Origin of the sequence: Azospirillum sp. TSH20 (assembly GCF_003115935.1) — a bacterium.
Taxonomy (GTDB): Bacteria; Pseudomonadota; Alphaproteobacteria; order Azospirillales; family Azospirillaceae; genus Azospirillum.
On record NZ_LGQU01000114.1, the window covers coordinates 1 to 6,991 of the forward strand.

Annotated in this window: 8 protein-coding genes; 2 read left to right on the plus strand and 6 right to left on the minus strand. The window is 67.0% G+C overall.

All coding sequences use genetic code 11. From position 1 onward, the window contains the following. From TSH20_RS27715 to TSH20_RS27725, 3 genes are all read right to left on the minus strand, one after another. Positions 1-97: CoA transferase (locus tag TSH20_RS27715; protein ID WP_146207488.1), on the minus strand; the 97-nt coding region annotated here is incomplete at its 3' end. A 59-nt stretch (positions 98-156) separates the two neighbouring features. Continuing rightward, positions 157-1,920, minus strand: a complete 1,764-nt coding sequence (gene oxc / locus TSH20_RS27720; protein ID WP_199232158.1) for an oxalyl-CoA decarboxylase — start codon at positions 1,918-1,920, stop codon at positions 157-159. Between the two features lie 43 nt (positions 1,921-1,963). After that, on the minus strand, positions 1,964-2,797 hold the full coding sequence (locus TSH20_RS27725) for a GntR family transcriptional regulator (RefSeq protein WP_247871039.1): 834 nt from the start codon (positions 2,795-2,797) through the stop codon (positions 1,964-1,966). A gap of 134 nt (positions 2,798-2,931) precedes the next feature. Here TSH20_RS27725 and TSH20_RS27730 point away from each other — a divergent pair, with 134 nt between their 5' ends. Then, entirely contained in the window at positions 2,932-3,765 is an 834-nt protein-coding gene (locus TSH20_RS27730; RefSeq protein ID WP_109157678.1) for an IclR family transcriptional regulator, read from the plus strand. A gap of 1 nt (position 3,766) precedes the next feature. Beyond that, positions 3,767-4,855 carry an AraC family transcriptional regulator gene (locus TSH20_RS27735; protein ID WP_199232157.1) on the plus strand — a complete coding sequence of 363 codons (1,089 nt, stop codon included), beginning with the start codon at positions 3,767-3,769 and terminating at the stop codon, positions 4,853-4,855. On the opposite strand, the gene TSH20_RS27740 is transcribed toward TSH20_RS27735, so the two are convergent. From TSH20_RS27740 to TSH20_RS27750, 3 genes are all read right to left on the minus strand, one after another. Then, positions 4,736-5,479: an SDR family oxidoreductase gene (locus TSH20_RS27740; RefSeq protein WP_109157677.1), complete on the minus strand. Its 744-nt coding sequence runs from the start codon at positions 5,477-5,479 to the stop codon at positions 4,736-4,738. The two genes, TSH20_RS27735 and TSH20_RS27740, sit on opposite strands and share 120 nt — an antisense overlap. A gap of 113 nt (positions 5,480-5,592) precedes the next feature. Then, positions 5,593-6,513, minus strand: coding sequence for a LysR family transcriptional regulator (locus TSH20_RS27745; RefSeq protein ID WP_109157676.1), 921 nt, complete (start codon positions 6,511-6,513; stop codon positions 5,593-5,595). A gap of 153 nt (positions 6,514-6,666) precedes the next feature. Continuing rightward, positions 6,667-6,991, minus strand: a 325-nt coding sequence (locus tag TSH20_RS27750; RefSeq protein WP_348770460.1) for a thiamine pyrophosphate-dependent enzyme, incomplete at its 5' end; no start/stop codon positions are given.

Consider the following 6,991-nt stretch of genomic DNA (forward strand, 5'->3'; position numbering starts at 1 on the left):
CGTCGGCGCCGAACCAGGCGAGCAACTGGGTGCAGGTCGGCCCCGACTGCACATGCGTGAAGTCGAGAATCCGCACGCCCTGAAGTGCCTTGCCCATGTATCTCTCCCCCTGCTTTTTTAAAGTCGTGTGGCCGCTTGGCTTCCTGAGGCCGTCTCTTAGGACGGCATCTTACGGACCGAACTGGTCGGGTTCAGGCTGCCGATATTGCCGCTTTCGGTGCCCGCCGCCGGATCGATGACGGCGTTGATCAGGGTCGGACGGCCGCTGTCCATCGCCTCGTTGACCGCGCGGTACAGCTCGTCCGGGTTGGTGACATGGACACCGACGCCACCGAAGGCTTCCATCATCTTGTCGTAACGGGAACCCGGGACGAAGACCATCGGCGACGGGTCGGCCCCGCCGGTCGGGTTGGTGTCGGTCCCGCGATAGATGCCGTTGTTGTTGAAGATGACGATGCAGACCGGCAGGTTGTAGCGGCAGATCGTCTCCACCTCCATGCCGGAGAAGCCGAAGGCGCTGTCGCCTTCCACCGCCAGCACCGGCTTGCCGCTCTCCACCGCCGCGGCGACGGCATAGCCCATGCCGACGCCCATGACGCCCCAGGTGCCGACATCCAGACGCTTGCGCGGCTCGTACATGTCGATGATGCCGCGGGCGAGGTCGAGGGTGTTGGCGCCCTCATTGACCAGCATGGCGTCCGGACGCTCCTTGATGACGCGGCGCAGAGCGCCCAGCGCACCATGGAAGTTCATCGGCGACGCGTTGCTCATCAGCTTCGGCGCCATCTTGGCGACGTTCTGCTCACGCTTGGCCGCGACGGTGGCCATCCACTCGGTCGGCGGGGTCAGGCCGCCCTCGATGCCCTTCAGCATCACTTCCATGACCGAGGCGATGTCGCCGACCAGCGGAGCATGGATTTCGACGTTGCTGTCCATCTCCCGCGGCTCGATGTCGACCTGGATGAACTTCTTGGAGCCCGGCTTGCCCCAGGTCTTGCCCTTGCCGTGCGACAGCAGCCAGTTCAGGCGCGCGCCGACCAGCATGACCACGTCGGCTTCCTGCAGCACCAGCGAACGGGCGGCGCCGGCCGACTGCGGATGGGTGTCGGGCAGCAGGCCCTTGGCCATGCTCATCTGCAGGAACGGGATGCCGCTCTTCTCGACGAAGGCGCGGATCGTCTCGTCGGCCTGGGCGTAAGCGGCACCCTTGCCGAAGATGACCAGCGGACGCTTGGCGCCCTTCAGCAGGTCGAGCGCGCGGTTGACCGCGTCGGCCGACGGATACTGCGCCGGGGTCGGATCGACCACCTTGACCAGCGACTTGGCGCCTTCCACGGCGTCCATCACCTGCGAGAACAGCTTCGCCGGCAGGTCGAGATAGACGCCGCCCGGACGGCCCGACACGGCGGCGCGGATGGCACGCGCCACGCCGATGCCGATGTCCTGGGCGTGCAGGATGCGGAAGGCGGCCTTGCAGAGCGGCTTGGCGATGGCGAGCTGGTCCATCTCCTCATAGTCGCCCTGCTGCAGGTCGACGATCTCGCGCTCCGACGAGCCGCTGATGAGGATCATCGGGAAGCAGTTGGTGGTGGCGTTCGCCAGAGCGGTCAGGCCGTTCAGGAAGCCCGGCGCCGACACCGTCATGCAGACGCCCGGCTTCTTCGTCATGAAACCGGCGATCGCGGCGGCGTTGCCGGCATTCTGTTCGTGGCGGAACGAAACGACGCGCATGCCCTCGGCCTGCGCCATGCGCAGCAGGTCGGAGATCGGAATACCGGGGACGACATACAGGTTGTTGATGTCGTTGAGCTTGAGCGCGTCGATGACGAGCTGGAAGCCGTCGGTCAGCGCCGGCGCGTCTTCGACAACAGATGCTTCCGTGGCCTGGTTCTTAGTGATCGTTGCAGCCGCAGTAGACATATGGGTGACTCCTCCCCGAGGCTCCAAAAAGGTTCAAGATCGGTTAGTCGAGGAAGGCGCAATGCCGTTCCACGTACTGTGCGAGACCGAGCGTGTGTTCCCGGACGCGGCGTTCCGCGAGATCGGCATCGCGGGCGGCAAGCGCCTCGATGATTTCCCGATGCTCGTGGACGGACTGGTCGGCACGGTCGCCGAGGCCCATCGTCGCGCGGCGGATCGCACGCATATGGATGAAGAAGCGGTCGGTCAGGTCCGAGATCAGGGTGGAGCCCGAAGCCTGGACGATGCTTTGATGGAAGACGATGTTGGCGTCCGAATACTCGGCGACATGCTCCGCCAACTCGGCTTTCGTATATTTGTCGAACGCGGCGTGCAGGAGTTCCAGCTTGTCCGTGGTGGCGTTTTCGACGAACAGGCGTGCCGCCATGCCTTCCAGGGCGGCACACACCGTGATCATCTCCACCAGTTCGGCCTTCGTCTTGCGCACCACGAAGATCCCGCGCCGCGGTTGGGAGCGGATGAACCCCTCCTGTTCCAGCAGCGCCATCGCCTCACGCACCGGGGTGCGGCTGACACCCAACGCTTCGCACAGACGGCGTTCGTCCAACCTGATCTCGTTGCTCTGGCCGTAGATGTTCATCTGCGTGATGGCCTGTCGCAGCGATTGGTAGGCCTTGGCCTTGAAGCTCATCCCCTGTTCGAGGGGTTCAACACTGAATCTTTCGCGGTTCATCACGTTTCCGACCCTTTGCGCGCCGACGCCATCGGCGCCGCTTGTTGTCGTGAGCGTTCCTGTGCGAGCGTCCGGGTGATCGCCCTGTGGCGCGTCGTTTTGAATTATCGATACGGTATACCAGATGCCAGACACCCGCAACATCAATTGCGGGCACCTCGAACTATTTCTGCCGCCGACGGAGTTGTGGGCGGTTTTGTTCGATTTTTCTGGCTATTGCGCGGTAATCGCCCTAATTTGGCCGTCCTAGGACCGCTCTTCGGGGAAGGAGCCATCGCATGGCCGACACTCAGCATCTGGCCAAGGCCGCGGACGAGCCGTCTTCCGGCGCGGCGGAGGAAGCGTCCGACCCGAACTTCATGACCTCTCTGGCCCGTGGCCTGTCGGTGATTCGCGCTTTCACCGAACGCGAGCCGAACCTGACCATCGCCGACATCGCCAAGATCACCGGCCTGCCGCGGGCGGCGGCACGGCGCTGCCTGCTGACGCTGATGCAACTGGGCTATGCCGGATCGGACGGCCGGACCTTCCATCTGCGGCCGAAGATCCTGGCGCTGGGCTATTCCTTCCTGTCGTCGGCCCCGCTGGCGACGATCCTCGACCCGCTGATCGAGCAGGTCAGCGGGGCGGTGCAGGAATCCTGTTCCGCCGCCGTGCTGGACGAGGACGACGTGGTCTATATCGCCCGCGCGGCGACCAAGCGGATCATGTCGGTCGGGCTGAATGTCGGCAGCCGCCTGCCCGCCTATTGCACCTCGATGGGCCGCGTCCTGCTGGCGGCGCTGCCGGAGGCGGAGCTGGACGCCTATCTGGCGCGGGTGCCGCTGAAGCCCTACACCGAGCGGACTATCACGGCGGCCGACGCACTGAAACGCGAACTGGAGCGGGTGCGGGAGCGCGGCTTCTCATTGGTGGACCAGGAGCTGGAGCTGGGGCTGCGCTCCATCGCCGTGCCGATCCGCACCGCGTCGGGCGGCGTGGTCGCGGCGATGAACATCAGCGCCCAGGCCGCCCGCGTCACCTGCCCGGAGATGGAGGTGCAGTTCCTGCCCCACCTGACCCGCGCGGCGGAAGAGGCGCGGGTGCTGCTGGTGCGCTCACGGGGGGTGTGAGGTGGAGGTCCGCCCTTCCGCGGACGGCGATCCACTCTCGGACATCCTGACGCTGGCGGGCAGCCGCTGCGCCGTGTCCGGCCGGCTGGCGGCCGGCGGGAACTGGGCGATGCGCTTCCCACCGCCGGGGATGATCAAGTTCATCGCCATCATGACGGGCGACGTCTGGCTGGCGGTGGACGGCATCGATGAGCCGCGGCACCTCGCCACCGGCGACGTGATCATGCTGGCCGCGGAGCAGCCATTTCGGCTCGGCAGCGACCTTGCCCTGCCCGCGGAGGACGGCGCCGGCGCTTTCGCCGCCGCGGCCGGCGATCCGACGAAGGGTGACCGGGTGACGGTCGGCAACGGCGCGGAGTTCCTGGCGGTCGGCGGGCATGTCACGCTCGATCCAATCCGTGGCCACCTGCTCCGGGACGTGTTGCCGCCGCTGATCCATGTTCGGTCGGGAGCGGCGGAGGCGCCCGCCATGCGCTGGCTGCTCGACCAGCTCGGAAGCGAATTGGCCGAAGGACGGCCGGGCACCATGCTGGTGTCGGGTCAGTTGGCGCAGATGCTGTTCGTCCAGATCATCCGCGCCCATCTCGCCACATCCGGTCCGCTCGGTCCCGGTTGGGCCGGCGCGTTGCGCGACCCGCGCCTCGTTCCCGCCCTGCGGCTGATGCACGGCGATCCCGGCCGCGCCTGGCAACTCGGGGAACTGGCGCGGGCGTCGGGCATGTCGCGGACGGCCTTCGCCGTACGCTTCAAGGCGGCGGCCGGGGTCGGGCCGCTCACCTATCTGCTGAACTGGCGCATGCGGCTGGCCGAGCGGGAGCTGTGCTGCGAGACGACGTCGGTGTCGGCCATCGCCCTGTCGCTCGGCTACCAGTCGGAAAGCGCGTTCAGCAACGCCTTCAAGCGGACCTTCGGTATGGCGCCGAGCCTCTACCGCAACAAGCATGCGGCAGCCGGGCTGGTGGCGGCGCGGTCAGGCCTGCGCGGTGGGGCGGACGATGATCTCGTTAATGTCGACGTCGGCAGGCTGGTCGATGGCGAAAGCGATGGCACGGGCGACGGCGTCCGGCGGGATCCCAAGCGCGTCGCGTGATGCGGCAACCCGCGCCCGCACCTCCGCACTGGTGATGCCGTCGATAAAGTCCGTGCGAACGAAGCCGGGGGATATGACCGTCACCCGAAGGGTCTCGCCGGCCTCCTGCCGCAGCCCTTCGCAGATGGTGCGGACGGCGACCTTCGTTCCGGCATAGACGGCCATGGTGGGCACCGTGCGGTGCGCGGCGGTCGATGCCGTGGTGACGAAATGGCCGCTTCCCTGGGCGCGGAAGACCGGCAGCGCCGCAGCGATGCCGTAGAGCACGCCCTTGATGTTGACGTCCACCATGTCTTCCCAATCCTCGACCCGCAATTCGTCGAGCGGCGAGATCGGACCGATCCCGGCGTTGTTGATGAGGACGTCGAGCCGTCCGAACCGCTCGCACGCCAGCCCGACCAGAGCGGTCAGGTCGCCGCGCCGGCGGACATCGGTCGGCAGAAAGACCGCTTCGCCGCCGGCCTGCGCGATGCGTCGAGCCAGCGCGTCCAGCCGATCCGCCCGGCGGGCGCCGAGGACGAGCTTCGCGCCGGACGCGGCCAGACGCAGGGCCGTCGCCTCGCCGATGCCGCTGCTGGCACCGGTGATCGCCACGACCTTCGAGGTGGGTGCTGAGCTGTTCATGAGTCGTCTCCGTTGTGGGGAACGGCAACGATAGACGCCGGGCGCCGAACGCTGAATGCGCGGGCGTTCGCAAGATCTGCGCGATCGTTCAGGAAATGTCGGCGCTGACTGCCCTACAGGATTGTATCCGGCGAGATCGCCGTCAGCGCCGCCTTGATCTTCGGCACCATATGGTCGGCGAAGGCCCGCACCTTGGCCGGCACCAGCGCGCGATGGGGATAAAGCACGGCCAGCGTCACGGGCTCCGGCGGGAAGTCCGGCAGAACCGGCACCAGCGCGCCGCTGGCGAGATGGTCCGCCACCTCCCACAGCGGCTTCATGGCGATGCCGCGGCCGTCCAGCGCCCAGCCGGTCAGCACGTCGCCGTCGTCGGCGTCGAAGCGGCCCGACACCGGCAGCTTCACCGGCTCGCCATTCTCCAGCACGCTCCATTGATATTGCTGGGTGCCGGGAAAACGCAGAAGCAGGCAGTTGTGGCCGGAGAGATCCGCCGGCATCGAAGGCCGGCCGCGTTCCGACAGGTAGGAGGGAGCGGCCACCAGCACGCGGCGCAAGTCGGCGATCTTGCGCACGACGAAGCTTGAATCCTTCAGCGCCGCCATCCGCACCGCGACATCCACCGCCTCGCGCAGCAGATCCAGCAGATGATCGGACAGGCGCAGCCGCACCTCCACCAGCGGGTGGGCGGCGCAGAAGTCCGGAACCAGCGGCGCCAGGATACGGCGGCCGAAGCCCAGCGGCGCCGTTACCCGCACACTGCCCGACGGCACACCGGACCCGGCGGCGATGCTGCTGTGCGCGCGCTCCACCGCCTCCAGAACCTCAAGGCAACTCTGGTAGAAATCCATGCCGGTCTCGGTCGCCTGCAACTGCCGCGTCGTGCGGTTCAGCAGCCGGACGCCGAGATGGGTTTCCAACTGCTGGATGCGGTGGCTGACCATGGCCGGCGACATGCGCAGGTTCCGTCCGGCCGCCGACAGGCTGCCCAGCTCGACGACGCGGACAAAGATGCGCATGTTTTCAAGCAACGCCATGCTCGCGCGGACTCCCTTCCCGGCTACGGATCGGCATCGACGCTAGCACGCACTCTGCGGCGAGGGAATTTGCGCGACGCAGCAATCCGGCCAAAAAGAAAGCCGCCGGAGCGCGACAGCGCCCCGGCGGCTTTCGTCAGACGGAGAGGATCGTCAGACCAGAACGGTCTCGCTCTCGTCCACCGGCAGGTCCAGCGTCTCCTCGAACTCGGTGACGTTGTCGATGTCGGTGCCCATGGAGATATTGGTCACCCGCTCCAGCACCAGTTCGACGACGACCGGCACCTGATACTCGTCCATCCAGGCCTGGGCCTGGGTGAAGGCGTCCTGGATGCGGTCGGGCTCGGTGACGCGGATCGCCTTGCAGCCCAGCCCCTCGGCCACCGCGATGTGGTCGACGCCATAGACGCCGATCTCCGGCGCGTTGATGTTCTCGAAGGACAGCTGCACCTGGAAGTCCATCTGGAAGGCGCGCTGC